Genomic DNA, 24992 nt, shown 5'->3' with positions numbered 1-24992 from the left:
GATACGCGGCTCGCTGTTACCCGCCGCGCTTCGCGCCAACCCCCGCGCCCGGGCCTGTAGTTACGCCCGCACCCACGCCCACGCCCGTACCCACGCCCACCCCCGTGCCGGTATTCGACGCCAGCGCCGCGCGCTCGCCCAGCCGCACCCGCTCCCGCAGACCCAGCACATGGGGCGGCACGACCTCGCGACGCGGCAACGCCCACGCGAGCCCGCGCAGCAGCGCCACGCCGTCGCGCAGCAGCGTGCCTTCCCGAGCCCACACGCCGAAAGCGCGCAGCGTCGCGCGGCACGCCTCCTGCCACGGCAGACGCAGCCACGCGATCCACGCCGCGTTGCGCGCCAGCGTGCGCCGCCGCAAGCCGCTATTGCGAGCCGGCGACGGATGATGATGCACGGTCAACTGATCGCAATAGACGATCGCATGACCGGAGGCGAGCACATCCAGCGCGACGAGTTCTTCCTCGCCGCCGATGAAAAGACGCGGCTCGTAGCCGCCTATCTCGCGAAACAGCGCAGTGCGAAATACACAGGCGCCCGCCATGTAGCCGATCAATGCCGGGCCGGGCAGGCCGTCGCCGCCGAGCGGGCTTGCGCGCATCACCGCGCAGATCGGGTCGGGGGCTCGCGCTTCGCCCACCACCACGCGCGCGCTCAGCACGCCGACGTTCGGCCACGCGTCGAGCAATTGCACCGCGCGTTCGAGCGAGCCCGGCTCCCACCAGGTGTCGTCGTCGCAGAAGGCGACATAGTCGGTGCCGACGCACTCGGCCGCGCGATTGCGGCCGGCCGCGCCGAGATTCGCGCCGCATTCGATCACGCGGACGGTTGGAAACAACGTTCTGACGAGTGAAACCGTGTTGTCGCCGGACGCGTTGTCCGCGACGAAAATGCTGGGACGTTCGGGGAGGGCTAGCAGTCGTTCGAGGGTGGCGATCAGTTCGTCCGCGCGATTGTGCGTGAGGACGACCACGGAGATGCGCGAGGCAAGCGGCTTCTGTTCCATGCGGTTCGATGTTCTTCTGATGGTCGATGCGTGCTGTCGAGCAAACGATGTGCCCATGCGCTATGCGTTTTTGCGGCGGACCTGCCAGTAGCGCTCCTGCGCAAACAGGCTGGCGCGTGCGTTCGGACCGAAAGCGCGCAACTGGCTGCGGTACGCGCCGATTGCTTCACGCTTCAGTTCCATGTGCTCGCGTTCGGCTCGCCTATCGGCGGGCGCTTGCAGTTCCTCGGCGGGTGTGGCCGTGTAGCCGAGCGAGGATAGTTCGGCGACGCGTGCCTGAACCGCGCCTTCGATGCACCGGTAGGGGATATCTTCATAGACATAAAAGGCGAGACCCGGCGTGTCGATCAGCAATGCGAGGCAGGCTCGTGCCGTGAGCATGTGATCGGCGTGAAACAGGCCGAGCGGTGCGACGAGCATGTCCGCTTCCGACTCGGTCAGCGTCTGTCGCAGCGCGCTCACGAGCGCATCGTGAGAAGGCGACGCCAGATACTGCGCGTCGCAAAAGGGCAGGCGCAGCGGTGTGGCTTGCAGTATCGCGAGTGCGCGCGTGTCTTCCTCGGTGCGCGCTTTTATTGCCTCGAAGGCGTCGGCGAAACCGGCTCGGCGGTCCCAGTCCGTCGTCATGTTTTTCTCGGGCGGCGCGGCGAAGACGGTGCAGACCCGCGCCCCCGGCCGCGCGGCGAGCAGTTCGCCGCAACTGAGAACGGCGTCGTCGAAGTGCGGCGAGACGACCAGCGGGTGTCGATGCGATTCGCTCATGGCTAAAACTTGCGGGATCGTCGAAAGATCATGGATGTATTGCCGGGCAGCAATATGCGGACCTCGCTTCTTCCGCGGGAATCGGAGATCGGCAATCGGCAATCGCCGCCATGCTGTATGGATACCCAGTGTGCCCAGGCCTCACTCGCGCGCGTTTGCCTGTAAGCTTTAATCGACGAGTCCGTGCTGCCTATCGCGCGACTCGTCGTCATGAACGACATCGCAGACAGGCTTCAACGTCATTGCCAACTTTCCAGAGGGGATATCAACCATGAAGTCATTCGCCGTCAAACAGATCATGCTCGGGCTCGCGGTCACCGCCCTGGTGGCCGGCGGCATGCCGCTCGCGGTCGCGCAGGATGCCGCGAGCGCGCCCGCGGCCGAGGCCGCCCAGCCCGGCGTGGCGAGCAGCGCGAAGCCGACCAAGGCCGAGCGCAAAGCGGCGCGCAAGCAGGCGCGCGCGAAGAAGAATGCCGAGTTGAAGAAGCTCGAGGACGCGGGCTATCAGCCGTCCAGGAACGACCCGAACTATCCGAACGATCTGCAGAAAGCGCAGAAGAAGGCGGGCATCGGAACGGGCGCGAGCCAGTAAGCGTGCAGCAGCCGCGTGGCGCCGACCGGGCTCGCGCGGCTGTTTTCAATTAACGAAGCAGACTGTCTGGACAACACGGACAGCGTCCCGTGAATTTCCGCCAATGAGCGATCGCGGCGTTAGCTCGTTGCGATTGACCAAGCTTCGCCGCGCTGCCGCTCGACGCATGTGAGCCGCGCGGGTTCACCGTCCGCCGAGCGTCTCGACCAGCATGTCGACGAACGCCTTCACTCGCGCCGTCATCTGCAACTGCTGCGGATACACCGCATAAATGTCCGCGCCCGGCGTTCGATAGTCGGGCAGCACGTGGACGAGCCGGCCATCGGCGAGATACTCCGCGATGTCCCACTCGGCGCGCATCAGAATGCCGTGGCCGTCCAGCGCCCACTTCACCGCGATCTCGCCGTCATTGGTGGTGAGGTTGCCGCGCACCCTCACGGTCTCCGTCTTTTGCGTCGCGCCGCGTCCGCTCGTCAGACGCCATAGCCCGTAGCCGTCGTCGCCCTGACGAATGCCGATGCAGTTGTGTTGCGATAACTCAGCCGGGCCGCGCGGCGCGCGACGCTTCGCGAGATAGGCGGGCGACGCGCACAGCAGGCGCCGGTTCGGCGCGACCCGGCGGGCGATCACGCGCGCATCCGGCGGTTCGCCGAAGCGCACGCACACGTCGAAGGCGTCGTCGCTGAGCGGCGGCGGGTCGACGGAAAGCTGCAACTGCACGTCCACTTCGGGAAAGCGCCGCACGAACCGCGAGATCAGCGGGGCCACGTGGCTGCGCCCGAACCCGAGCGTCGCATTCACGCGCAACAGACCTTTCGGCGCGGCTTGCGAGCCGCCGAGCAACTGCGCGAGATCGTCCATTTCGCTCAGGATGCGCCGGGCGCGCGTCAGATAAAGCTCGCCTTCGGGCGTGAGGCTCATGCGCCGGGTCGTGCGGTTCACGAGCGAAACGCCCGCGCGCGATTCCATCTGCGCGAGATGCTTGCTCACGGCCGCCGTGCTCAGGCCGAGTTCACGCGCGGCGGCGGTCAGGCTGCCGCTTGCGGCCAGCGTGGAGAAGAAGGCGAGGTCGTCGGGTTGTATCGATGAGGTCATTGGATCAGCGCAAACTGCGGACGTATCGTTAACTTCAGGTTAAGGATGCTTTGAGTCTAGCAACGTTTCCGCGAGCCGTGCGCGTCTTACGATGCGAGCCATACCTTCAACATCAAGGAGACGCCAGTGAAGACCTACCGCATCGCAACCATCCCCGGCGACGGCATCGGCAAGGAAGTCGTGCCCGCCGGCCAGCGGGTTCTCGAAGCCATCGCCGCGCGCCACGACGCCTTCCGCTTCGAATTCGAGAACTTCGAGTGGGGCGGCGACTACTACCGCGAGCATGGCGTGATGATGCCGGCCGACGGACTGGACGCGATCCGCGACAAGGACGCGATTCTGTTCGGCTCGGCGGGCGACCCGCATATTCCCGATCACGTGACCTTGTGGGGCTTGCGCCTGAAAATCTGCCAGGGCTTCGATCAGTATGCGAACGTGCGGCCCACGCGCATCCTCCCCGGCATCGACGCGCCGTTGAAACGCTGCGCGCCGAAGGATCTCGACTGGGTGATCGTGCGCGAGAACTCGGAAGGCGAGTATTCCGGCGTGGGCGGGCGCGCGCATCAGGGTCATCCGCTCGAAGTCGCCACCGACGTTTCGATGATGACGCGCGCCGGGGTCGAACGCATTCTGCGTTTCGCGTTCCGGCTCGCGCAGTCGCGCCCGCGCAAGCTGCTGACGGTGATCACGAAGAGCAATGCGCAGCGTCACGCGATGGTGATGTGGGACGAGATCGCGTTGCAGGTCTCGAAGGAGTTTCCCGACGTGCGCTGGGACAAGGAACTCGTCGACGCCGCGACCGCGCGCATGGTCAACCGGCCGGCGACGCTCGACACGATCGTCGCCACCAATCTTCACGCGGACATTCTCAGCGACCTGGCCGCGGCGCTGGCCGGCAGCCTCGGCATCGCGCCGACGGCGAATCTCGACCCCGAGCGCCGCTATCCGTCGATGTTCGAGCCGATTCACGGCTCCGCGTTCGACATCATGGGCAAGGGTCTCGCCAATCCGGTCGGCACCTTCTGGTCGGTGGTGATGATGCTCGATCATCTCGGCGAGACGCACGCCGCGCGCCAGTTGATGGACGCGATCGAACGCATCACGGCGAACCCCGCGCTGCATACCGGCGACCTCGGCGGCGGCGCCACCACCGCGCAGGTGACCGATGCGGTCTGCGACCTTCTCGCGGCGACTCTCGCGGCGGAATCGGCCGCGATCTGAGTTATTCGCCGATCTGAGTTATTCGCTATTCGCGCTCGCTCGGCCTTCGAGCGAGCGACGCATTCATCACATAAGAACATAACGGCCGGACGCGCGCGTCACGGGCGAATTCAACACAGCGGAGACAGGCATGACCAATGAATTGCAAGCCCGTGTGGTGCGCAAGCTGACGTGGCGCATTTTGCCCTTCGTCATGCTCCTTTACTTCGTGAGCTTTCTGGATCGCGTGAATGTGGGTTTCGCGGCGCTCACGATGAACAAGGATCTCGGCCTCTCGCCGACCATGTTCGGGCTCGGCGGCGGCATCTTCTTTCTCGGCTACTTTCTGTGCGAGGTGCCGTCGAATCTCATCCTGAACAAAGTCGGCGCGCGCGTCTGGATCGCGCGCGTGATGGTGACGTGGGGGCTGGTCTCGGCGGCTTCGGCGTTCGTCGTCGGGCCGAATTCGTTCTACGTGTTGCGCTTTTTGCTGGGCGTGGCCGAAGCCGGTTTCTTTCCGGGCATCATCCTCTATCTCAGCCAGTGGTTTCCGGCGCGCCAGCGCGCGGTGGCCGCCGCCGCGTTCATGGCGGCCGCGCCGTTGTCGACCGCGATCGGCTCGCCCATTTCCGGCGCGATCATGCAGATGCCCGCGTTGTTCGGCTTGAAGGACTGGCAATGGCTCTTCATCATCGAGGCGATTCCGGCGGTGGTGCTCGGCTTCGTGGTGCTCAAGGCGCTCACGGATTCACCCGAAAAAGCGACGTGGCTCGCCGCCGACGAGAAAGCCTGGCTCGTCGCGACCTTGCGCGAGGAGCGCATGGGACGCGAGTCGCAGGCAGGACATGCGTCGGGTGCGCTCGCGGCATTGCGCGACCCGCGCGTGTGGGTCATGGCGATGATCTACTTCGGCACGTCCGCGGGACTCTACACGCTCGGCTTATGGGCGCCGCTGATCATTCGCCAGTTCGGTTTCAGCGCGCTCGGCACCGGCGCGTTGAACGCGATTCCGAGCGTGCTCGCGGTGATCGGCATGGTGATGTGGGCGCGCCATTCGGACCGCAGCGGCGAGCGCACCTGGCACGTCGTGATTCCCTGCGTGGTGGCGGGCGCGGGGCTCGCGTGGGCCGGCGTCGCGGATAGCGTCGTGGCGGTGGTGGCGGCGCTGATCGCGGTGAACGTGGGCATCAGCGCGGCCAAGGCGCCGTTGTGGGCGATGCCGAGCACTTTTCTGTCGGGCGCGGGCGCGGCGGCCGGCATCGCCATGATCAACTCGATCGGCAACCTCGGCGGCTTCGTCGGCCCGTTCGCGATCGGCTGGCTGAAAAGCGTGACCGGAGGATACGCCGCCGGGCTTTATGTGGTGGCGGCGAGTCTCGCGGTGTCGGCTTTCCTCGCCCTGGCTATCGGACGACGCGGCTATCGGACGGCGGCCGCGCCGCAATGATCGGCGCGGCTGTCATGCGAAACAGGTGACAGCCCGCCTCAGCCTGTCTTAATCGTCACCCCAGCCGTGGCGCTCGCGCCATTCGCGCTCGTGTTCCTCGTGGCGGCGCCAACGCCGCTCGCGCCGCTCCTGATGCTCGCGCCATTCGCGCGCACGCCAGTCGTCGTCATAGCCGTAGCCATAGCCGACGACCGGCGCGGGCGCATACACCACCGGCGGCGGCTCGACATACGCCGGCTGCGCGGGGACGAAAACCGGCCCCGGAATGCCGATGCCGATGCCGACATCCACATGTGCGGACGCCACCGGCGACGCCAGCGCGAAAGCCACCCCTACCGCCGTGCCGACCATCACTGAAAATAATTTCTTGCGCATTGTTTGTTTTCGCCGCATGGATGAAGCGATGACAGTGGAGATGGAACGCAGTGTAGGCAGTGCCGCGATTTGCAGGTGCAAGGGGGATGCGAGATCGGTAACACCGCGTAACGGCGCGCGGGCTTAAGGTTCTCGTAATGATTTCCGTGCATGGCGACCGGCCCGCTTGCCGGTTTACCCTGGCATGCGGTTTCGCGGGAGCGCCGCCGACGCCCGGCAAACGCACCCGGTCAAACCCTCGAAGCGCGGTTTTTTTTCATCCCGGCGGCCTACACTTGCTCTCGCGCGACATGCCGGGCCGAGCCTCTCGATAGCCGTCAAACCCTTGCCCCGCAAGGCTTGCGCCTATTGTCGGCGGGGCGCGCGCGGCGGGGGTGTCGTATTTCCTCATGTGGTTGTCGCAAATAGTCGGCTAGCCGTACTTTTTTCTGGCAACTATGTATGCACAGCGCGGACGGACGTCCGCCACGCAAGGAGAACATTCAATGAATTCCCCGAAGGTCGTGGTCGAAGGGCTGTGCAAGGTGTTCGGCACCAACCCGAAGCAGGCGATCGGCATGCTGGCAGGCGGTGCGACGAAAGAGGAAGTGTTCGCGCGCACCGGTCAGATCGTCGGTGTCCACAATGTGTCGTTCGAAGTCAAGGAAGGCGAGATCTTCGTGCTGATGGGCCTGTCGGGCTCCGGCAAATCGACGCTGATTCGCCTGATCAATCGGCTGGTGGAGCCCACTGCCGGCAAGGTGCTGATCGACGGTCGCGACGTGGCCAGCGTGCCGCGCTCGGAATTGACGGCGCTGCGCCGCAAGGACATGAGCATGGTGTTTCAGTCCTTCGCGCTGATGCCGCAGCGCACCGTGCTGTCCAACGCGGCGTTCGGCCTGGAAGTGGCGGGCATCGGCCGCAAGGAACGCGAGAAGCGCGCGATGACGGTGCTCGAACAGGTCGGCCTCGCGCCGTTCGCCGCGAAGCTGCCGGCGCAGCTCTCGGGCGGCATGCAGCAGCGCGTGGGTCTCGCGCGGGCGCTGGCGGTCAACCCCTCGCTGATGATCATGGACGAGGCGTTCTCCGCGCTCGATCCGCTCAAGCGCAAGGAAATGCAGAACGTGCTGCTCGATCTGCAGCGCGAGCAGCAGCGCACCATTCTGTTCGTCTCGCACGATCTGGAAGAAGCCATGCGCATCGGCACGCGCATCGCGATCATGGAAGGCGGCAAGGTGGTGCAGGTCGGCACGCCGCAGCAAATCATCACGAACCCCGCCGACGATTACGTGCGGGCGTTCTTCGAAGGCATCGACACGAGCCGCTATCTGACCGCCGGCGATCTGATGCAAACCGACGCCGTGCCGCTGATGCATTCGCACGCGACGCAGATCGACGCGTCTAGCGTGGCCGCGACGCTCAACGGCAGCGGCGACTACGCATTCGTGCTCGACGGCGAGCGCAAGATTCGCGGCTTCGTGTGCCGCGATGCGATGGGCAGCGCGTCGCCGCAGCTCAACCCCATCGAGTGCATCCGCCGCACCACGCCGCTCGACGACGTCGTCGAACGGGTGGTGGCGAGCCGCGCGCCGCTGCCGGTCGTCGAAGCCGACGGCTCCTACTGCGGTTCCGTCAACAAGACGAACGTGCTGAACGTTCTCACGCGCCATCGGAGTTCCCATGTCTGAAGTCATTCCACTCGGCGCCTGGGTCGACCACGGCGTTCACTATCTGCTCGACCACGACGCAAAAACCTTCGACGCGATCGGCAAGGCGATCGAGAGCTTCGCCGCGTTGATCGAGCACGGCTTGCAAGCCGTGCCCATGTGGGCGCTGATGGCGTTCTTCGTCGGCATCGGTTTGTGGCGGGTGGGCTGGCGCTTCGCGCTCTTCACGCTGCTCGCGATGCTGCTGATCTACGCCACCGGCTTCTGGGATCAGATGGTGATCACGCTCGGGCTCACGCTGTCGTCGACCTTGATCAGCCTGTTGCTCGGCGTGCCGCTCGGCATCTGGACCGCGAAGAGCCGCTACGTCGAGATGACGGTGCGCCCGGTGCTCGATCTGATGCAGACCATGCCCGCGTTCGTCTACCTGATTCCGGCCGCGATGCTGTTCGGTCTGGGCCGCGTGCCGGGCATTCTCTCGACGGTGATCTTCGCGATGCCGCCGGCGGTGCGTCTCACGTCGCTCGGCATCAAGCACGTGAACCGCGAAATCGTGGAAGCGGGGCAGGCTTTCGGCTGCACGCCCTGGCAATTGCTCTACAAGGTGCAGTTTCCGAACGCGCTGCCCTCGATCATGACCGGCGTGAACCAGACCATCATGATGGCGCTCTCGATGGTGATCATCGCGTCGATGGTGGGCGCGGGCGGTCTCGGCAACGACGTGCTGGCGAGTATTCAGCGGCTCGACATCGGGCTCGGCTTCGAAAGCGGCCTCTCGGTGGTGATGCTGGCGATCATTCTCGACCGCATCACGGAAAGCTTCGGCCGTTCGCCGGGCATGGCGCGCGCGCCGCTGCTCTCCGGCTTGCGCAGCCTGATGAAGGTGCGCCGCGCGCCCGCGGCGCAGCACGGCTGAGCCGCCGATGAAGCGCGACGCGATTGCCGCCCCTGTAGAGACGCCGGCCGACTCGCCGTTGTCGAAACTCGCGCACTTCGGCTTCCTGACGCTGCCGAATTTTTCGATGATCGCGTTCACGAGCGCGGTCGAAGTGCTGCGCATGGCCAACTACGTGGGCCGCGCGCAGCACTACACGTGGTCGGTGATCACGCCGGACGGCGAACCGGCGCGGGCCAGCAACGGCATCACGGTGAAGCCCACCACCACGCTGGCCGAGGCCGGCATGCCGGACGTGCTGATCGTCTGCGCCGGCTGGCACGTGCGCGATTACGTGGACGAGACGGTGATCGCGCTGCTGCGCGACGTGGCCGCGCAGGGCATTCCGCTCGGCGGCATCTGCACCGGGCCGTATGCGCTGCTCGCGGCGGGGCTGCTCGACGGTTATCGCTGCACCGTGCATTGGGAGGACATGTCGCCGTTGCACAAGAGCTACCCGCACGTGCGTTTCGCCGACGAACTGTTCGTGATCGACCGTGACCGGATGACCTGCACCGGCGGCACCGCGCCGCTCGATCTGCTGCTGAACCTGGTCGGCATGCGCCTCGGGCATTCGATCGCCGCGCAGGTGTCCGAGCAGTTCATCGTCGAGCGGATTCGCGGCTCGACCGATTATCAGCACATTCCGGTCGACGCGCGGGTCGGTTTCTCGCGCGCGGAACTGATCGAAGTGGTGCGGCTCATGGAAGCGAATATCGAGGAGCCGCTCTCGCTCGACGAACTCGCGCGGCTCGTGCATCTGTCGCAACGGCATTTGCAGCGCATGTTCAAGATGTTCCTGAGCGCGTCGCCCACGCACTATTACCTGACGCTGCGTTTGCGGCGCGCGCGTGAACTGCTGCGCAACACGGATGCGTCGATCGCGCGCGTGACCGCCGTGTGCGGGTTCCATTCGCCGTGTCATTTCAGCAAGGCGTATCGCGCGCAGTTCGGTCATGCGCCGAGCGTCGAGCGGCGTTTGTCCGCCTGAGCGCCTGAGCGCCCGAACTTCTGAGGCAGGCAACGCAATACCACCCACGCAAGCAAACCAGTCGAGTATCAACCACCCTGAGGGAACGCCATGAAACATGTATGGGCCGCGTCGCTGTGCGCGCTGTCGATGTCGTCTGTCTTTGCCGCGGACCCCGCTAGTTGCCGCGCCGTGCGATTCGCCGACGTCGGCTGGACCGATATCGCGGCGACCACCGGCCTCGCCTCGACGGTGCTCGAAGGGCTCGGCTACAAGCCGACCAAGACGATCGCCTCGGTGCCGATCACGTTCGCCGGCGTGAAGAGCAAGCAGATCGACGTGTTCCTTGGCTACTGGTCGCCGACCATGGACCCGATGATCGATCCGTTCAAGAAGGCCGGCCAGCTCAGCGTCCTGCCCACGCCGAACCTGACCGGCGCGAAATACACGCTGGCCGTGCCGGACTACGCGTATCAGGCGGGCATCAAGACCTTCGCCGACATCGCGAAGAACTACGACAAGCTCGACGGCAAGATCTACGGCATCGAGCCGGGCAACGACGGCAATGCGCTGATCAAGAAGATGATCGACAGCAATCAGTACGGGCTCGGCAAGTTCAAGCTGGTGGAGTCGAGCGAGGCGGGCATGCTGGTCGAGGTGAACCGCTCGATTCGCGACAAGAAGCCGATCGTATTTCTCGGCTGGGAACCGCATCCGATGAACGTGCAGATGAAGATCGATTATCTGTCCGGCGGCGACGACGTGTTCGGCCCGAACTACGGCGAAGCGAAGGTATTGACGGTCACGCCGAGCGATTACGCGACGCGCTGCCCGAACGTCGCGAAGCTGGTGGCGAACCTGCACTTCACGACCGATATCGAGAACCACGTGATGCTGCCGATCATGAACAAGACCGATCCGAACAAGGCCGCGCGCGAGTGGCTGAAGGCGAATCCGTCCGTGCTCGATCAATGGCTCGCGGGGGTGAAGACGTTCGACGGCAAGGACGGCCTGCCGGCGGTGAAGGCGTTCGTGGCGGGGAAGTGATGCCGGGCTAGCCGCGGCATGCGCAGCTGTCGCTTCTTGTGTGACGGCCGCGCATCTCAGATCGCCTGAGCCCGCCCCGGAAAAGTTTCGTCATACCCCGAGCCGTCTTCCACTTGCGCGGCGGTGCCGCGCTGCTCGCGGTACATCATCGGCGGCAAGCCGAACTGCTTGCGGAATTCGCGGCCCAGATGCGATGCATCGGAAAAGCCGCAACTCGACGCGATGTCCGCCACGGTCTTATCCGAACTCGTCAGCAGCCACGCGGCGGTGCGCAAGCGCACCTGCTTCGCGTAGGCTTGCGGCGCCTTGCCGGTCTGCGCCTTGAAAAGCCGTTCCAACTGACGCGGCGAAAGATCGAGCTTGCCCGCCAGTTCATCGAGCGACAGCGAACGCCCCACGTGCTGCTCCATCAGCAGAATCGCGCGCTTCACCTTGGGATGCGCGGCGGGCGCGAGTCCGGGCGGGTGCGGCTGCGGCGCGTTGCCTTTCTGCATATCGTCCACCAGCAGAATGCGCAGCGCCTTCTGCACGGTGGCGGTTTCGAAGTGACGCAGCAAGATCGCCGCGGCCACGTCGATCGATGCGCGCCCGCCCGAGCAGGTAATGCGACGGCGGTCGATCACGAAGAGGCGGTCGGCCACCAGCGCTTCTTCGTTCACCGACGGAAAGCGCTCGATGAAATCCCAGTAGTGAAACCAGCTCACGCAAATGCGATGGCCTTCCAGCACGCCCGCGCGCATCAGCGAAAACACGCCGGTGCACATGCCGACGAGCGTCGCGTCGGTGGCGGCGGCGCGGCGGATGAACGCGAGCGTCGCCTCGTTGGCGGCGGGACCGGAATGCAACAGGCCGCCGACCACGACCACGTAATCGAACCGCTCGGCGTTGTCGAAGGTTTCCCACGGCGTGATCTGGATGCCGCAACTCGCGCGCACCGGAGCGAGGGTTTCCCCTATCACGCTCCACGAACAGCGTACGGGCTTGCTGAAGTCGCCTTCATCCGCGGACAGGCGCAGCAGGTCGACGAACCCCGAGAACGCCGTCAGCGTGAAATTCGGCAGCAGGATGATGCCGAAGCGGATGCGCTGTTTCGAGGTGCCGTCGATCGATTGAAGGGGAAGCGGTTCAGCGGAATTCATGCATGCAGCCGGCAAGAGAAAAGGTTGAATCAAGCATAGCACCGGGGAAACAAGGCGCTTCATCGGGCCGCTTCATTTGCGCCACCGAAGCGGTGCCCCAGCATCGCCAGCGACGGGCGCGACGCCTGTCGCAAATGCGTCAGAAGTCATCGCAAATGCGCCGCGGCGCTTTGCGGGCGGCCCGCTTGACGCCACTATCCCACTGTGATGCCGTTTTTATTCTATCGGTCCAAATTGACGTGCGGTGCAATAGGGGCTACTTCAGGCCGAACCCGGCCACCCATGCATCGCAACGCACAAGGCACGCCATGAACGTCAGCGTTTTCGATCTGTTCAAGATCGGTATCGGTCCTTCAAGCTCGCACACGGTCGGGCCGATGATCGCTGCCTGCCGCTTCGCCTCGCATATCGAGGACGCCAACCTGCTCGGCTTCGTGCGCCGCGTGAAGGTCGAACTGTTCGGCTCGCTCGGAGCGACCGGCAAGGGGCACGGCACGGACAAGGCGGTGCTGCTCGGGCTCGAAGGCAATCTGCCCGATCTGATCGACCCGGACCAGATCGAGCCGCGCTTGCAGGCGATCCGCGAAACGAAGCAACTGACGCTGCTCGGCAAGCATCCCATCAAGTTCGACGAGCGCGAGCATCTCGGCTTCTTTCGCAAGCTGATGCCCGGCGCGCCGGGTTCGAGCATCGTGCATCCGAACGGCATGCGGTTTCAGGCATTCGACGAAAACGGCCAGTTGCTGGTGGAGAAAGAGTATTACTCGATCGGCGGCGGCTTCGTGGTGAATCGCGAGGGCGATCGAGTGAACGGCTTGCGCGCCGGCGCTCAGGTGCCGCATCCGTTTCGCACCGGCGACGATCTGATGCGCGTATGCCGCGAAACCGGCTTGTCGATCGCCGAGGTGACGCTGCGCAACGAATGCGCGTCGCGTCCCGAACAGGAAGTGCGCGACGGCCTGCTCGCGATCTGGCGCGTGATGGCGGCGTGCGTCGAGCGCGGCTGCAAGGTGCGCGGCGAGTTGCCCGGCCCCATGCACGTGAAGCGCCGCGCCGCCGATCTGAGCGCGCAATTGCGCTCGCGTTCCGAGGAGTCGCTGCGCGATCCGCTCTCGATGCTCGACTGGGTCAACCTCTACGCGATGGCCGTCAACGAGGAAAACGCCGCGGGCGGGCGCGTGGTCACCGCGCCGACCAACGGCGCGGCCGGCGTGATTCCCGCCGTGCTGCATTACTACGTGAAGTTCATGCACGCGTCGAACGACGAAGGCATCGTCACGTTTTTGCTGACGGCCGCCGCGATCGGCATCATCTACAAGGAAACCGCGTCGATCTCCGGCGCGGAAGTGGGCTGCCAGGGCGAGGTGGGCGTCGCCTGCTCGATGGCCGCGGCGGCGCTCGCCGCCGTGATGGGCGGCACGCCGACGCAAGTCGAGAACGCCGCCGAGATCGGCATGGAACACAACCTCGGCATGACTTGCGATCCGGTCGGCGGGCTCGTGCAGATTCCCTGCATCGAACGCAATGCAATGGGCGCGATCAAGGCGCTGAACGCCGCGCGCATGGCGATGAAGGGCGACGGCCAGCACTACGTGTCGCTCGACAACGTGATCAAGACGATGCGCGAAACCGGCGCTGACATGAAGACGAAATACAAGGAGACGTCGCGCGGCGGTCTCGCCGTGAACGTCATCGAGTGTTGAACCCGCTACGACGTATCGAGCATTAGTACCGACAGCACCAACAAGGATCAATGATGAGCCGCTATTCGATATTCAGCCTGTTGCGCAACGGAATGTCGTATCACGAGAACTGGGAGCGACAGTGGAAGAGCCCGGAGCCCAGGCGTGAGTACGACGTCGTGATCGTCGGCGGCGGCGGGCACGGTCTCGCCACCGCCTATTACCTCGCGAAGGAGCACGGCGTGTGCAATATCGCCGTGCTGGAGAAGGGCTGGATCGGCGGCGGCAATACGGCGCGCAATACGACCATCGTGCGCTCGAATTATCTGTGGGACGAGTCGGCCGCGCTCTACGAGAAAGCAATGAAGCTGTGGGAAGGGCTCTCGCAGGACCTCAACTACAACGTGATGTTCAGCCAGCGCGGCGTGATGAATCTCGCCCACACGTTGCAGGACGTGCGCGACACCGAGCGCCGCGTGAATGCGAACCGGCTGAACGGCGTGGACGCCGAATTCCTCACCCCGGCGCAGATCAAGGAACTCGAACCGACCATCAACCTGAACAGCCGCTACCCGGTGCTCGGCGCGTCGATCCAGCGCCGCGGCGGCGTGGCCCGGCATGACGCGGTGGCGTGGGGTTTCGCGCGCGGCGCGGACCAGGCCGGCGTGGATATCGTGCAGAACTGCCAGGTCACGGGCATTCGCCGCGACGGCAGCCAGGTGACCGGCGTGGACACCACGAAGGGTTTCATCAAGGCGAAGAAGGTGGCGATCGTCGCGGCGGGCAATACGTCCACGCTCGCGGACATGGCCGGCGTGCGCTTGCCTTTGGAGAGCCATCCGTTGCAGGCGCTCGTGTCCGAGCCGATCAAGCCGGTGGTGAATACCGTGGTGATGTCGAACGCGGTGCACGCGTACATCAGCCAGTCCGACAAGGGCGATCTGGTGATCGGCGCGGGCGTCGATCAGTACACGGGCTTCGGTCAGCGCGGCAGTTTCCAGATCATCGAAGGCACGCTCGAGGCGATCGTCGAAATGTTCCCGGTGTTCTCGCGCGTGCGGATGAACCGTCAGTGGGGCGGCATCGTGGACGTGTCGCCGGATGCGTGCCCGATCATCAGCAAGACCGACGTGAAGGGGCTTTATTTCAATTGCGGCTGGGGTACGGGCGGCTTCAAGGCGACGCCGGGCTCCGGTTGGGCTTACGCGTACACCATCGCGAAGGACGAGCCGCATCCGCTGAACGCGCCGTTCTCGCTGGAGCGTTTCTATACCGGCCACCTGATCGACGAGCACGGCGCGGCCGCCGTGGCCCACTAATCGCACACGAGGAGAAAGGAACATGCTGCTGATCGAATGCCCGTGGTGCGGGCCACGCGCCGAAACCGAATTTTCCTGCGGCGGCGAGGCGGACATCGCCCGCCCGCTCGACACCGACAAACTCACCGATAAGGAATGGGGCGACTACCTGTTCATGCGCAAGAATCCGCGCGGCGTGCATCACGAGCAATGGCTGCACGCGCAAGGCTGTCGCCGCTGGTTCAAGGCGCAGCGCGACACCGTGAGCTACGAGATTCAAGGCTACGAGACGTTCGAGCGTCCGCTGCTCACGATGGGCGGCAACGAGGGTCAAGCAAACGAGGGTAAGGCATCATGAGCCAGAAAGACCGACTGCCGAGCGGCGGGCGCATCAACCGCGCGATCGTGTTGAGCTTCACGTTCAACGGCCGCAAGTATCAGGGCTATCAGGGCGACACGCTGGCTTCGGCCTTGCTCGCGAACGGCGTGCATTTCGTCGCACGTAGCTGGAAATATCACCGGCCGCGCGGCATCGTGACGGCGGGCGTGGAAGAGCCGAATGCGATCGTGCAACTCGAAACCGGTGCGTACACCGTGCCGAATGCGCGCGCCACCGAGGTGGAGTTGTATCAGGGGCTCGTCGCCACCAGCGTGAACGCGAAGCCGAGCATCGAGAAAGACCGCATGGCGGTCAATCAGAAGATCGCGCGCTTCATTCCGGCGGGCTTCTACTACAAGACCTTCATGTGGCCGCGCAAGTTCTGGCCGAAGTACGAAGAAGTGATTCGCGATGCGGCCGGTCTCGGCAAGGCGCCCGAGCACACCGACGCCGACCGCTACGACAAGTGCTTTGCGCATTGCGACGTGCTGGTGGTCGGCGGCGGCCCGACCGGCCTCGCGGCCGCGCACGCGGCGGCGCTGTCCGGCGCGCGCGTGACCCTGGTCGACGATCAGCCGGAACTCGGCGGCTCGCTGCTGTCGTGCCGCACGGATATCGACGGCAAGCCCGCGTTGCAATGGGTGCATAAGATCGAGGACGAACTGCGGCAAATGCCCGACGTGAAAATCCTCTGCCGCAGCACCGCATTCGGCTATCAGGACCACAATCTCGTCACGGTCACGCAGCGGCTCACCGAGCATCTGCCGGTGTCGCAACGCAAGGGCACGCGCGAACTGATGTGGAAGATCCGCGCCAAACGCGTGATTCTCGCGACCGGCGCGCATGAACGGCCGATCGTATTCGGCAACAACGATCTGCCGGGCGTGATGCTGGCTTCGGCCGTGTCCACGTATCTGCATCGCTATGCGGTGCTGCCGGGGCGCAACGCGGTGGTGTTCACCAACAACGACGACGGCTATCAATGCGCGCTCGACCTGAAGACGGCCGGCGCGCAGGTGACGGTGGTCGATCCGCGCGCGGGCGAATCGAAGGGCACGCTGCCGGCGCTCGCGCGGCGCTATGGCGTGAAGGTGATGAACGGCGTGGCGATCACGGCGGCGCACGGCAAGCTGCGCGTCGACTCGGTGGAGGTCGCGTCGTATTCGAACGGCCAGGTCGGCGCGAAGCAGGGCGAACTCGCTTGCGATCTGCTGGCGATGTCCGGCGGCTGGAGCCCGGTGCTGCATCTGTTCGCGCAGTCGGGCGGCAAGGCGCACTGGCATGACGAAAAAGCCTGCTTCGTGCCGGGCAAGGCGATGCAGCCGGAAACGAGCGTCGGCGCTTGCGCGGGCGACTTCACGCTGGGTCAAGGCATCCGTGTCGCGATGGATGCGGGCGTCGAGGCGGCGCGCGCCGCCGGTCATATCGTCGCGCGGCCGAATCCGGTGCAAGTCGCCGACATCGCGGAAGCGAAGATGCAGCCGCTGTGGCTCGTCGGCGGACGCGAACTCGCCACGCGTGGGCCGAAGCAGTTCGTCGATTTCCAGAACGACGTGTCGGCGGCCGATATTTTCCTCGCGGCGCGCGAGGGTTTCGAATCGGTCGAGCACGTGAAGCGCTACACGGCGATGGGCTTCGGCACCGATCAGGGCAAGCTCGGCAACATCAACGGCATGGCGATTCTCGCGCAGGCGCTCGGCAAGACGATTCCCGAGACCGGCACGACGACGTTCCGGCCCAACTACACGCCGGTCACGTTCGGCACGTTCGCGGGCCGCGAGTTGGGCGAGTTTCTCGATCCGGTGCGCAAGACCGCGGTGCACGAATGGCATGTGCAAAACGGCGCGGCGTTCGAGGACGTCGGCAACTGGAAGCGTCCCTGGTATTACCCGAAAGCCGGCGAGGACATGCACGCGGCGGTGGCGCGCGAGTCGCTCGCGGTGCGCACGAGCGTCGGCATTCTCGACGCCTCGACGCTCGGCAAGATCGACATTCAGGGCCCCGATTCGGCGAAGCTGCTGAACTGGGTCTATACGAATCCGTGGAGCAAGCTGGAAGTCGGCAAGTGCCGCTACGGCCTGATGCTCGACGAGAACGGCATGATCTTCGACGACGGCGTGACGGTGCGCCTCGCCGATCAGCATTACATGATGACCACCACGACGGGCGGCGCCGCGCGTGTGCTCACGTGGCTCGAACGCTGGCTGCAAACCGAATGGCCCGACATGCGCGTGCGGCTCGCGTCGGTCACGGACCACTGGGCCACTTTCGCGGTGGTCGGTCCGAACAGCCGCAAGGTCTTGCAGAAGGTGTGCCGCGACATCGACTTCGCGAACGCCGCGTTCCCGTTCATGAGCTATCGCGAAGGCACGATCGCGGGCGCGGCGTCGCGCGTGATGCGGATCAGCTTCTCCGGCGAACTCGCTTATGAGGTGAACGTGCCGGCCAACGTCGGGCGCGCGGTGTGGGAAGCGCTGATGGCCGCGGGCGCGGAGTTCGACATCACGCCCTACGGCACGGAAACCATGCACGTGCTGCGCGCGGAGAAGGGCTACATCATCGTCGGCCAGGATACGGACGGCTCGATGACGCCCTACGATCTCGGCATGGGCGGGCTCGTCGCGAAGTCGAAGGACTTTCTCGGCAAGCGTTCGCTCACGCGCTCCGATACGGCGAAGACGGGGCGCAAGCAACTGGTGGGATTGCTCGCGGACGATCCGTCGTTCGTGATTCCCGAGGGCTCGCAGATCGTCGCCGGCCCATTCCAGGGCGACACCGCGCCGATGCTCGGCCACGTCACGTCGAGCTATTACAGCCCGATCCTGAAGCGCTCGATCGCGATGGCGGTCGTGAAGGGCGGTCTCGACAAGATCGGCGAAACCGTCACCATCCCGCTTTCCAGCGGCAGGCAGATTGCGGCCAAGGTCACCAGTTCGGTGTTCTACGACAGCGAAGGAGCACGTCAACATGTGGAATGAAACAGGAGGGACGGCGTCGGTGGTGGATCGCGCCGTCGGCAAGCAAACCGGCGTGTGGCAGGAGTCGCCGCTGGTCGGCACGGATGCGCTGCTGAAGAAGCATCAGGCCACGGCGTCCGCCGCGTTCCGGCTGAGCGAGCGGCCGTTTCTGGAACTGGTGAACGTGCGCGGCGATACGCGCGACGCGGCGTTTGTGCGTGCCGTGGAAAGCGTGCTCGGCTGCCGGCCGCCGGAGAAGGCGAACACGATGGCGCGCGGCAACGGCTACGACCTGTTGTGGCTCGGGCCGGACGAATGGCTGGCATGCTCGGCGACGGCGCACGACGCGTCGCGCACCGCGCCGCTGCAAGCGAAGCTCGGCGCCGCGTTTGCCGGCGTGTTTGCTTCGGCGGTGGATATCGGCAGCGGCTATACGGTGCTCGAAATCAGCGGCACGCGTGTGCGCGAGGTGCTCGCGCGCGGGTGCCCGCTCGACCTGCATCCCAAGCTGTTCGGTGAAGGACAGTGCGCGCAAAGCCATTATTTCAAGGCATCGATGACGCTGCTGCCCACCGGGCCGGATAGTTTCGATCTCGTCGTGCGCCGCAGCTTCGCGGACTACTTCGTCAAGATCATGCTCGACGCCGCCGAGCCGCTGATGTCGTGAGACGCGGCGAGCGGTGCTTGCCCGCACCGCTCGCGGCTTGCCTCGCGATCGACCGACATGACGTCGACACGTCTAGCCACCGCGCGCCTCACCGAGCGCGCGTTTCAACAGGGCGATGCGCACGCCGCGCTCGCGCTGCTCGAACAGAGCATCGAGTTGCGGCACCGGCGCATCGCGCTGATCCGCTATCTGCTCGCGCAGCAACTCGGCGCGCCGCTGCAGGCGCGGCATCACGACTACGTCGAGAAAATCGCCGCGCGCCTGAGCGCGGATGCGCTCGCGCGCATTGCCGGCGCGGCGCGGGCGCGGCTGCGGGCGTAACGCTTTCGCATCGCGGTCGAGGAACGACGCCCCCGTTCCATTCCGATGACGCATTTCTTCTATGTGGCCGATTTATGTCGGCGTCTACTGAAAACACCGATCGGAACAGCCACGCGGCAGCCGCCGCATCAATGAGGGGATGACATGTCCACCGCTTTTCAGCCTCGCGCGAGCGCAGCCGCGCGACTCGAACGCCTGCCGTTTTCCGGTTATCACCGGACCATCTTCATCATCATCGCGATCGCGTTCTTCTTCGACTCCGTCGATCTCGGCACGATGACCTTCGTGCTCGGCTCGATCAAGACGGAGTTTCATCTGTCGACCGCGACGACGGGGTTGGTTGCGAGCGCGAGCTTCTTCGGCATGGTGGGCGGTGCGGCGATTGCCGGATTGCTCGCGGATCGTTTCGGACGACGGCCCGTGTTTCAGTGGAGCATGGTGTTGTGGGGGCTGGCGTCATACCTCTGCTCGACCGCGCAGAGCGTCGAGGCGCTGATCTTTTATCGCGTGCTGCTCGGCTTCGGCATGGGCATGGAGTTTCCGATTGCGCAAACGCTGCTGTCGGAGTTCGTGCCGGCTGCGTCGCGCGGACGTTTGATCGCGCTGATGGACGGCTTCTGGCCGCTCGGCTTCATCACGGCGGGCGTGGTGTCGTATTTCGTGTTGCCGACGCTAGGGTGGCGCACCGAGTTCGCGCTGCTCGCGATTCCGGCGGTATTCGTGCTGGTCGTGCGCCGCGTCGTGCCGGAATCGCCGCGCTGGCTCGAACATCGCGGACGCATCGCCGAGGCGGACAAAGTACTCGCGCAGATCGAAGTGAAAGTGATGAAGGCGGCGGGGCTGAGCCAGTTGCGCGCGCCCGTGATGCTCGCGGAGCCGGCAGTGGCGAAGGGGACGGGCGCATTCCGCGAGATCTGGAGCATCGCCTACCGGCGCCGCACGATCATGGTGTGGACGCTGTGGTTCTTCGCGTTGCTCGGATTCTACGGGCTGACCTCGTGGCTCGGCGCGTTGATGCAGCAGGCCGGTTTCGCGGTGACGAAGTCGGTGTTGTACACGGTGCTGATTTCGCTCGGCGGGATTCCGGGCTTTATTTGCGCGGCGTGGCTGGTCGAGCGGTGGGGACGCAAGCCGACCTGTATTGCTTCGCTCGCGGGCAGCGCGGTGATGGCGTATGTCTATGGACAGACCGCGTTGCATGCACAAACGCCGGCGCTGCTGATCTGCGCCGGGCTCGCGATGCAGTTCTTTCTGTTCGCGATGTGGGCGGTGCTTTACACCTATACGCCGGAGCTTTACGGCACGGGCGCGCGCGCTACCGGTTCGGGGTTTGCGTCCGCGATTGGGCGGGTGGGTTCGTTGATCGGGCCGTATGTGGTCGGCGTCGTGCTGCCGGTGTTCGGGCAAGGCGGCGTGTTTTCGCTCGGTGCGATGTGTTTTGTGATCGCGGCCGCGGCGGTGTGGGTACTGGGGATCGAGACGCGTGGATTGGCGTTGGAGACGCTCGTGTCCGAAGCGGTGGAGACGGACGGGCAGGGGGTGTTGAGTCCGGTGCGGGAGTGAGGGTTGCAGGAGGCGGGTGTTAAAAAGGCCGCGACGTTGTCGCGGCCTTGGGGCTTTCTGGAATCGCCGGGTGGTTAGACTTTGTAAGGCACTCGAACGCCGGGTTCGTTCGCAGGAAAGTCCTTGACATTGCGCGATACCAGCAGCAAGGAATTCACCTGCGCCGACGCCCAAACAATCGCGTCGGGCAGACGGATGCGCTTCTGTTTGCGAATCTCAACCGCACGGTTTGCAATTGTGCTGTCCAGCGCAATCACGTCGAACGAGCCAAGCCATCCGCGAATCGAGGCTTCGTCTTCCGGGGTTGCCCCAACAAGGACTTCCATCCATGTGATGATGCTGATCGCTCGATACTCATAGCGCGCAAGCTCTTTCTTCGCTCCGCCGACGCCGCCGAGATAGTCGATCAGGATGTTTGTGTCGAAAAGAGCTTTTACCATTCCGAGCGCAATTCTCGCTGGTACTCAAGGCCATCGACTTTTCTGTTTTTCCACAGTCCGAAAACGTCATTTCCCAGCACGCGCTTATGCTGGGCGATATACGCCTCGATTGCGTCGCGAATAACCGCGGCGCGAGGGCGTTGCTCCGACTCTACGAGCAACGCCAGTTCTTCAACCTGCGAATCGGGCAGATCAATCAGAATCCGGCTCATTAATGCCTCCCTTTCGATATATACATATCATATATCAACCAGCGAGCTTTTGCAGAGTCCTGCGTCACCGGGTTCCCGTCAAACCGCCACCCCCTCCCGTTTCCGCGCCACCACCCCATTCGCCACGAAATACGGCGTCTCCACTCGCGCCAACGCTTCGCGGCCGCGAATCCGGTCCGCGATCTTCTCCGCGAGCATGATGGTCGGCGCGTTCAGATTGCCGGTGGTGATTTGCGGCATGATCGACGCATCGACCACGCGCAGCGCTTCCATGCCATGCACGCGCCCCTCGCTGTCGACCACGGCCATGTCGTCGTAACCCATCTTGCACGAGCATGACGGATGAAACGCGGTTTCCGCACGCATCCGCACGAAGGCGTCGAGCTGTTCGTCGGTCGTCAAATCGGCGCCCGGATTCAGTTCGCGGCCGCGATAACGGTCGAGCGCCGGTTGCCGCATGATCTCGCGCGTGATGCGAATGCCGTCGCGGAACTCGCGCCAGTCGAGCGGATCGGCCATGTAGTTGAACAGGATGCCTGGATGCGCGGCCGGATCGCGTGACGTGAGCTTCACACGGCCACGGCTCGGCGAGCGCATCGAACCGACGTGCGCCTGGAAGCCGTGCATCCTGATCGCATTCGAACCGTTGTAGTTGATCGCCACCGGCAGAAAGTGATACTGGATGTTCGGCCACAAATCGTCGTCGCGAGTGCGGATGAAGCCGCCCGCCTCGAACTGGTTGCTCGCGCCGATGCCCGTGCCGTTGAGCATCCATTCGAGTCCGATCGCCGGCTGATTCCACCATTGCAGCGCGGGATACAGCGACACCGGTTCCTTGCATTCGTACTGGATATACATCTCCAGATGGTCCTGCAGATTTTCACCGACACCCGGCAGATCATGCACGAGCGGAACATCGAGTTCGCGCAGCCACGTGGAGCGGCCCACGCCCGAGCGCTGCAGTAATTGCGGCGACGCAATCGCGCCGCTGCACACCAGCACTTCGCGGCGCGCATGCGCATTCACCGCGTTCCCGTGATGCAGATACGCGACGCCGACCGCGCGCTTGCCCGAGAACAACACGCGATCGGTCATGGCATGCGTGACGATCGTCAGATTCGGCCGCGCCTTCGCGCGATCCAGATAGCCGCGCGCCGTGCTCGCACGCCGGCCATTCGCGGTGACGGTGCGATCCATCGGCCCGAAGCCTTCCTGCTGATAGCCGTTCAGATCGTCGGTGCGCGGAAAGCCCGCTTGCACGCCGGCCTCGACCATCGCGGCGAACAAAGGGTTATTGCCCGGCTTGCTCGTGGTCACATGCACGGGACCGTCGCCGCCGTGATACGCGTTCGCGCCGACATCGCGCGTTTCGGCCTTGCGGAAGTAGGGCAGGCAATCCAGATAAGTCCAGTTTTCCAGACCGGGACGCGTCGCCCAGCCGTCGTAATCGAGCGCATTGCCGCGTATGTAGCACATGCCGTTGATCAGCGACGACCCGCCGAGCCCCTTGCCGCGGCCGCATTCCATGCGACGGTTGTTCATGTGCGGCTCGGGGTCGGTCTCATACGCCCAGTTGTAGCGCCGCCCTTGCAGCGGATACGCGAGCGCGGCGGGCATCTGCGTGCGAAAGTCGAAACGGTAATCGGGGCCGCCTGCTTCGAGCAGCAGCACGGTCGCGTCCGCGTCCTCGGTCAGGCGCGAGGCGAGCACGTTGCCCGCCGAACCCGCGCCGACGATGATGTAGTCGTATTCATTCGAAGCCATCTCCGCCACTCCTCAGAACACCGGTTGATACGGGCCGAGTTCGACCTGCACGGACTTGATGCGCGTGTAGTGCTCGAGCGTGGTGATGCCGTTCTCGCGGCCGACGCCCGATTGCTTGTAGCCGCCCACCGGCATTTCCGCGGGCGACTCGCCCCATGTGTTGATCCAGCAGATGCCGGCTTCCAGTTGATGAATCACGCGATGCGCGCGGGACAGGTTCTCCGTCACCACGCCGGCGGCGAGACCGTAAGCGGTCTTGTTCGCGCGCGCGATTGCTTCGTCCTCTTCGTCGAACGCGAGGATGCTCATCACCGGGCCGAAGATTTCCTCACGCACGATGCGCATGTCGTCATGGCAGCCGGTGAACACCGTGGGCTCGACGTATTGGCCGTTGCCGAAATGCCCTTCGGAAATGCGCTTGCCGCCCGCCATCAATCGCGCGCCTTCCTGTACGCCGCTCTCGATGTAGCCGAGCACTTTCTGCAATTGGGCGGCGCTCACGAGTGGGCCGAAGTTGGTGTCAGCGTGGGTGGGCGCGCCCACGCGAATGCGTTTCACGCGTTCCAGCACGAGCGCTTCGAACTGTTCGAGCACGCCGCGTTGCACGAAAACCCGCGTGCCGTTGGTGCAAACCTGGCCGGAACTGAAGAAGTTGGCGCTCATCGCGATGTCGGCGGCGCGTTCGAGATTGGCGTCGTCGAACACGAGCAGCGGCGACTTGCCGCCGAGTTCCATCGTCACTTCCTTCAGCGACGATGCGCCCGCCAGCGACATTACCTTCTTGCCGGTTTCGACGCCGCCCGTGAACGAAATCTTCTCGATGTCGGGATGCGCGGCTAGCATCGCGCCCACGCGCCCATCGCCTTGCACGACGTTGAATACGCCCGCCGGCACGCCGGCTTCGGTATAAATCTCAGCGAGCTTCAGCGCCGACAGCGGCGTGATTTCGCTCGGCTTGAAGATCATCGCATTGCCGGCCGCCAGCGCGGGCGCCGACTTCCAGCACGCGATCTGGATCGGGTAATTCCATGCGCCGATGCCCGCGCATACACCGAGCGGTTCGCGCCGCGTATAAACGAACGACGACGGGCGCAACGGAATCTGTTGTCCTTCGATCGCGGTGGCAAGCCCGGCGTAATACTCGATGACGTCCGCGCCGGTCACGATATCGACCGCCAGCGTCTCGGCAATCGGCTTGCCGGTGTCGCGCGTTTCGAGCGCGGCGAGCTCGTCGTTGCGCTCGCGCAGAAGCTCGACCGCGCGGCGCAGAATGCGCGAGCGCTGCATCGCCGTGAGCGCGGCCCATTCACGCTGACCGTCGCGCGCGGATCGCACCGCGCGATCGACGTCGGCCGCCGTTGCCTGCTGCACCATGGCGAGCGTTTCGCCAGTGGCGGGGTCGAACGTGTCGAAGGTTTCTCCGCCGGTTGCGTCGACGTAGGCGCCGCCGATATAGAGACGTTGCGTTGCGAATACCGCCATGACTTGCTCCTTTA

Annotated in this window: 23 protein-coding genes; 14 read left to right on the top strand and 9 right to left on the bottom strand. The window is 64.8% G+C overall.

Annotated features, from left to right (window positions below):
* Positions 1-16 precede the first annotated feature (16 nt).
* Together BUE39_RS23620 and BUE39_RS23615 are read right to left on the bottom strand one after the other, a co-directional pair.
* Positions 17-1006: a glycosyltransferase family 2 protein gene (locus BUE39_RS23620; protein WP_084561469.1), complete on the bottom strand. Its 990-nt coding sequence runs from the start codon at positions 1004-1006 to the stop codon at positions 17-19.
* A 60-nt stretch (positions 1007-1066) separates the two neighbouring features.
* The gene (locus tag BUE39_RS23615; RefSeq protein WP_073431138.1) at positions 1067-1768 is read right to left on the bottom strand and encodes a PIG-L deacetylase family protein; all 702 of its coding nucleotides are present in this window, start codon (positions 1766-1768) and stop codon (positions 1067-1069) included.
* A 271-nt stretch (positions 1769-2039) separates the two neighbouring features.
* On the opposite strand from BUE39_RS23615, the gene BUE39_RS23610 reads away from it, so the two are divergent.
* Positions 2040-2360 (top strand): hypothetical protein, encoded by a 321-nt coding sequence (locus tag BUE39_RS23610; protein ID WP_083085645.1) that lies wholly within the window; start codon positions 2040-2042, stop codon positions 2358-2360.
* Positions 2361-2543: 183 nt separating this feature from the next.
* On the opposite strand, the gene BUE39_RS23605 is transcribed toward BUE39_RS23610, so the two are convergent.
* Entirely contained in the window at positions 2544-3455 is a 912-nt protein-coding gene (locus BUE39_RS23605; RefSeq protein ID WP_073431137.1) for a LysR family transcriptional regulator, read from the bottom strand.
* A gap of 126 nt (positions 3456-3581) precedes the next feature.
* Between BUE39_RS23605 and BUE39_RS23600 the strand changes: the two genes are divergently transcribed.
* Together BUE39_RS23600 and BUE39_RS23595 are read left to right on the top strand one after the other, a co-directional pair.
* Positions 3582-4676: a tartrate dehydrogenase gene (locus BUE39_RS23600; RefSeq protein WP_073431136.1), complete on the top strand. Its 1095-nt coding sequence runs from the start codon at positions 3582-3584 to the stop codon at positions 4674-4676.
* A gap of 130 nt (positions 4677-4806) precedes the next feature.
* A complete protein-coding gene (locus tag BUE39_RS23595; protein WP_073431135.1) occupies positions 4807-6102 on the top strand; it encodes an MFS transporter in 1296 nt (431 codons plus the stop codon).
* A gap of 48 nt (positions 6103-6150) precedes the next feature.
* Here the strand turns inward: BUE39_RS23595 and BUE39_RS23590 are convergent, their stop codons facing one another.
* Positions 6151-6477, bottom strand: a complete 327-nt coding sequence (locus BUE39_RS23590; RefSeq protein ID WP_073431134.1) for a hypothetical protein — start codon at positions 6475-6477, stop codon at positions 6151-6153.
* A gap of 485 nt (positions 6478-6962) precedes the next feature.
* Between BUE39_RS23590 and BUE39_RS23585 the strand changes: the two genes are divergently transcribed.
* The 4 genes from BUE39_RS23585 to BUE39_RS23570 all read left to right on the top strand — a co-directional run bounded on the left by BUE39_RS23585 (position 6963) and on the right by BUE39_RS23570 (position 11074).
* On the top strand, positions 6963-8144 hold the full coding sequence (locus tag BUE39_RS23585) for a quaternary amine ABC transporter ATP-binding protein (RefSeq protein ID WP_073431133.1): 1182 nt from the start codon (positions 6963-6965) through the stop codon (positions 8142-8144).
* A complete protein-coding gene (choW, locus tag BUE39_RS23580; RefSeq protein WP_073431132.1) occupies positions 8137-9039 on the top strand; it encodes a choline ABC transporter permease subunit in 903 nt (300 codons plus the stop codon). The genes BUE39_RS23585 and choW overlap by 8 nt, the downstream gene beginning before the upstream one ends.
* A 7-nt stretch (positions 9040-9046) precedes the next feature.
* Positions 9047-10048, top strand: a complete 1002-nt coding sequence (locus BUE39_RS23575; protein ID WP_073431131.1) for a GlxA family transcriptional regulator — start codon at positions 9047-9049, stop codon at positions 10046-10048.
* Between the two features lie 90 nt (positions 10049-10138).
* Positions 10139-11074, top strand: a complete 936-nt coding sequence (locus BUE39_RS23570; RefSeq protein WP_073431130.1) for a choline ABC transporter substrate-binding protein — start codon at positions 10139-10141, stop codon at positions 11072-11074.
* 56 nt (positions 11075-11130) lie between these two features.
* On the opposite strand, the gene BUE39_RS23565 is transcribed toward BUE39_RS23570, so the two are convergent.
* On the bottom strand, positions 11131-12213 hold the full coding sequence (locus tag BUE39_RS23565) for a GlxA family transcriptional regulator (protein ID WP_073431162.1): 1083 nt from the start codon (positions 12211-12213) through the stop codon (positions 11131-11133).
* 308 nt (positions 12214-12521) lie between these two features.
* Between BUE39_RS23565 and BUE39_RS23560 the strand changes: the two genes are divergently transcribed.
* From BUE39_RS23560 to BUE39_RS23530, 7 genes are all read left to right on the top strand, one after another.
* On the top strand, positions 12522-13916 hold the full coding sequence (locus BUE39_RS23560; protein WP_073431129.1) for an L-serine ammonia-lyase: 1395 nt from the start codon (positions 12522-12524) through the stop codon (positions 13914-13916).
* A 53-nt stretch (positions 13917-13969) separates the two neighbouring features.
* A complete protein-coding gene (locus BUE39_RS23555) occupies positions 13970-15214 on the top strand; it encodes a sarcosine oxidase subunit beta family protein (RefSeq protein WP_073431161.1) in 1245 nt (414 codons plus the stop codon).
* Positions 15215-15236: 22 nt separating this feature from the next.
* Positions 15237-15551, top strand: coding sequence for a sarcosine oxidase subunit delta (locus BUE39_RS23550; protein WP_073431128.1), 315 nt, complete (start codon positions 15237-15239; stop codon positions 15549-15551).
* Positions 15548-18550, top strand: coding sequence for a sarcosine oxidase subunit alpha family protein (locus BUE39_RS23545; RefSeq protein ID WP_073431127.1), 3003 nt, complete (start codon positions 15548-15550; stop codon positions 18548-18550). The genes BUE39_RS23550 and BUE39_RS23545 overlap by 4 nt, the downstream gene beginning before the upstream one ends.
* A complete protein-coding gene (locus BUE39_RS23540) occupies positions 18540-19196 on the top strand; it encodes a sarcosine oxidase subunit gamma (RefSeq protein WP_073431126.1) in 657 nt (218 codons plus the stop codon). Before BUE39_RS23545 ends, BUE39_RS23540 begins: the two co-directional genes overlap by 11 nt.
* A gap of 57 nt (positions 19197-19253) precedes the next feature.
* Positions 19254-19517, top strand: coding sequence for a hypothetical protein (locus tag BUE39_RS23535; RefSeq protein ID WP_073431125.1), 264 nt, complete (start codon positions 19254-19256; stop codon positions 19515-19517).
* A gap of 144 nt (positions 19518-19661) precedes the next feature.
* On the top strand, positions 19662-21080 hold the full coding sequence (locus BUE39_RS23530) for an MFS transporter (RefSeq protein WP_073431124.1): 1419 nt from the start codon (positions 19662-19664) through the stop codon (positions 21078-21080).
* Between the two features lie 74 nt (positions 21081-21154).
* On the opposite strand, the gene BUE39_RS23525 is transcribed toward BUE39_RS23530, so the two are convergent.
* From BUE39_RS23525 to betB, 4 genes are all read right to left on the bottom strand, one after another.
* A complete protein-coding gene (locus BUE39_RS23525) occupies positions 21155-21520 on the bottom strand; it encodes a type II toxin-antitoxin system VapC family toxin (RefSeq protein WP_073431123.1) in 366 nt (121 codons plus the stop codon).
* Positions 21514-21732 (bottom strand): ribbon-helix-helix protein, CopG family, encoded by a 219-nt coding sequence (locus tag BUE39_RS23520; RefSeq protein ID WP_073431122.1) that lies wholly within the window; start codon positions 21730-21732, stop codon positions 21514-21516. The genes BUE39_RS23525 and BUE39_RS23520 overlap by 7 nt, the downstream gene beginning before the upstream one ends.
* Before the next feature lie 78 nt (positions 21733-21810).
* Positions 21811-23496, bottom strand: coding sequence for a choline dehydrogenase (gene betA / locus BUE39_RS23515; protein WP_073431121.1), 1686 nt, complete (start codon positions 23494-23496; stop codon positions 21811-21813).
* A gap of 12 nt (positions 23497-23508) precedes the next feature.
* The gene (gene betB / locus BUE39_RS23510) at positions 23509-24978 is read right to left on the bottom strand and encodes a betaine-aldehyde dehydrogenase (RefSeq protein ID WP_073431120.1); all 1470 of its coding nucleotides are present in this window, start codon (positions 24976-24978) and stop codon (positions 23509-23511) included.
* Positions 24979-24992: the final 14 nt, after the last annotated feature.

The organism is Paraburkholderia terricola (genome assembly GCF_900142195.1).
Lineage (GTDB): Bacteria > Pseudomonadota > Gammaproteobacteria > Burkholderiales > Burkholderiaceae > Paraburkholderia > Paraburkholderia terricola.
Note: the sequence above shows the minus strand (reverse complement) of the source record. Positions and strands in the feature narration are given on the sequence as shown.

Coding starts and splice junctions, on each gene's coding strand:
- BUE39_RS23620 (WP_084561469.1), bottom strand. CDS start 1,006: ATGGAACAGAAGCCGCTTGCCTCGCGCATCTCCGTGGTCGTCCTCACG.
- BUE39_RS23615 (WP_073431138.1), bottom strand. CDS start 1,768: ATGAGCGAATCGCATCGACACCCGCTGGTCGTCTCGCCGCACTTCGAC.
- BUE39_RS23610 (WP_083085645.1), top strand. CDS start 2,040: ATGAAGTCATTCGCCGTCAAACAGATCATGCTCGGGCTCGCGGTCACC.
- BUE39_RS23605 (WP_073431137.1), bottom strand. CDS start 3,455: ATGACCTCATCGATACAACCCGACGACCTCGCCTTCTTCTCCACGCTG.
- BUE39_RS23595 (WP_073431135.1), top strand. CDS start 4,807: ATGACCAATGAATTGCAAGCCCGTGTGGTGCGCAAGCTGACGTGGCGC.
- BUE39_RS23590 (WP_073431134.1), bottom strand. CDS start 6,477: ATGCGCAAGAAATTATTTTCAGTGATGGTCGGCACGGCGGTAGGGGTG.
- BUE39_RS23585 (WP_073431133.1), top strand. CDS start 6,963: ATGAATTCCCCGAAGGTCGTGGTCGAAGGGCTGTGCAAGGTGTTCGGC.
- choW (WP_073431132.1), top strand. CDS start 8,137: ATGTCTGAAGTCATTCCACTCGGCGCCTGGGTCGACCACGGCGTTCAC.
- BUE39_RS23575 (WP_073431131.1), top strand. CDS start 9,047: ATGAAGCGCGACGCGATTGCCGCCCCTGTAGAGACGCCGGCCGACTCG.
- BUE39_RS23570 (WP_073431130.1), top strand. CDS start 10,139: ATGAAACATGTATGGGCCGCGTCGCTGTGCGCGCTGTCGATGTCGTCT.
- BUE39_RS23565 (WP_073431162.1), bottom strand. CDS start 12,213: ATGAATTCCGCTGAACCGCTTCCCCTTCAATCGATCGACGGCACCTCG.
- BUE39_RS23560 (WP_073431129.1), top strand. CDS start 12,522: ATGAACGTCAGCGTTTTCGATCTGTTCAAGATCGGTATCGGTCCTTCA.
- BUE39_RS23555 (WP_073431161.1), top strand. CDS start 13,970: ATGAGCCGCTATTCGATATTCAGCCTGTTGCGCAACGGAATGTCGTAT.
- BUE39_RS23550 (WP_073431128.1), top strand. CDS start 15,237: ATGCTGCTGATCGAATGCCCGTGGTGCGGGCCACGCGCCGAAACCGAA.
- BUE39_RS23545 (WP_073431127.1), top strand. CDS start 15,548: ATGAGCCAGAAAGACCGACTGCCGAGCGGCGGGCGCATCAACCGCGCG.
- BUE39_RS23540 (WP_073431126.1), top strand. CDS start 18,540: ATGTGGAATGAAACAGGAGGGACGGCGTCGGTGGTGGATCGCGCCGTC.
- BUE39_RS23535 (WP_073431125.1), top strand. CDS start 19,254: ATGACGTCGACACGTCTAGCCACCGCGCGCCTCACCGAGCGCGCGTTT.
- BUE39_RS23530 (WP_073431124.1), top strand. CDS start 19,662: ATGTCCACCGCTTTTCAGCCTCGCGCGAGCGCAGCCGCGCGACTCGAA.
- BUE39_RS23525 (WP_073431123.1), bottom strand. CDS start 21,520: ATGGTAAAAGCTCTTTTCGACACAAACATCCTGATCGACTATCTCGGC.
- BUE39_RS23520 (WP_073431122.1), bottom strand. CDS start 21,732: ATGAGCCGGATTCTGATTGATCTGCCCGATTCGCAGGTTGAAGAACTG.
- betA (WP_073431121.1), bottom strand. CDS start 23,496: ATGGCTTCGAATGAATACGACTACATCATCGTCGGCGCGGGTTCGGCG.
- betB (WP_073431120.1), bottom strand. CDS start 24,978: ATGGCGGTATTCGCAACGCAACGTCTCTATATCGGCGGCGCCTACGTC.